This window comes from Haloferax profundi, assembly GCF_001469865.1.
GTDB classification, from domain to species: domain Archaea; phylum Halobacteriota; class Halobacteria; order Halobacteriales; family Haloferacaceae; genus Haloferax; species Haloferax profundi.
Map to the genome: position 1 here is coordinate 1 of NZ_LOPV01000496.1, position 1,327 is coordinate 1,327.

1 protein-coding gene is annotated in these 1,327 nt (G+C 49.5%); it reads left to right on the plus strand.

Annotation, left to right across the window (positions count from 1 at the left end; genetic code table 11):
- The coding region (locus AUR66_RS22205) for a hypothetical protein (protein ID WP_197409822.1) at positions 1 to 1,327 on the plus strand (1,327 nt) is incomplete at both ends.

Sequence of the window (1,327 nt, forward strand, 5' to 3'; positions counted from 1 at the left end):
CCAGGCGATGTCGTCGAAATGAATGTTCAACAAACTAGTTACGACAACAAAAATACGGGGGGGTACACAGTTGATTCTAACTTACCTGTGTATGCAGACACTGTTATTGCCCAACCAGGAGTAGTACTGCGTGTCGGTGTTGAATACGTCTTCAATACCCACCTTCACACGAGTCAAAGCGCTCTCCCTGATGCGGTATGGCCTGCTGAAGGAGACGTGATTTACGTTAGACTTCACGAAGTGACTGAGGGTGTAGGCTACGGTACTAGCGACGGTCTCCCGACTGTTCTTCCTGGAGCCCTGAATTGTCTTGAGTCAATTGAACCTTTCAAGGCAAAAGTATCCGAGTATTCAGACGGTGTTTTGACTGTTGATGTAAGCAAATTAGGAAAGACAGACCGACCAGAAGTGGGGGACGTGGTTGAAGTGACAGTACTTCACCGTGAAGACAAGGGAACATTGTGCTTAACGAGAGACGTCCCCGTCTGGATCCCTGGTTCGATTCCAGAGGGTGTAGAGTCACTCAAATGTAAAATTATTGGCGTCAATACTTCGATTCTTGTGGGGACGGTCGCTCGGTGCCCGGACATCCGATCACTCGAACATTCAGACAAAATCAGACTCCACGTCACTCACCAAGACGGTGAAGATGGTGTTGGTTCTTACAAGGGAGTTCCCATCGTAATCCCTGGTGGGTGTGAATTGGTTGGAGAAAAGGTAGACGTAGGTTTCGTCCAGGCAAATGACGGCTTCGTAGTCGCAGGTGTAAATGTACTCAAACGACTCCCTAAAGTTGGAGATGAGCTATTTATATCGGCCGAAGATTACAAGTCACGAAACGGTCGATTGTGCTTCGTCGATTCTCTTCCTGTGTTCCTTCCAGAAAGGAGCAATTGGCCAGCAGGAAACGTCCGACTCGGTGTCAAAGCGGTGACTGCCGCAGGGGTACACGTGGGTGTCGATTCGCTACCACCAGAAAGAAGACCAAATGTTGGTGACGAAATCGAAATCCCGACCTCAAAATTGACACCTGATGACGACGTCATCCTAATAGAACAGATCCCCGTTGAGATTCCTCCGGACCTATGGGTTTCCAAAGGAACTCTTATTCTCGGCGTTAGCAGTGTGGAACCGTATTGTCTCCGGTGTTCTGTTCGTGGCCTTCAAACTGGGTCGCTCCCGGCAGTTGGAGAGCGAACCGAGATGGTTGTTGACGGGACGACCGAAGAGGGCAGCAGGGGTCGGATTTTCGGTATTCCAACGTTAGTTCCACGTGGAAAACTCAAGGAAGGTGATTCACGCGAGGTATTAGTTGTGGAACACACTG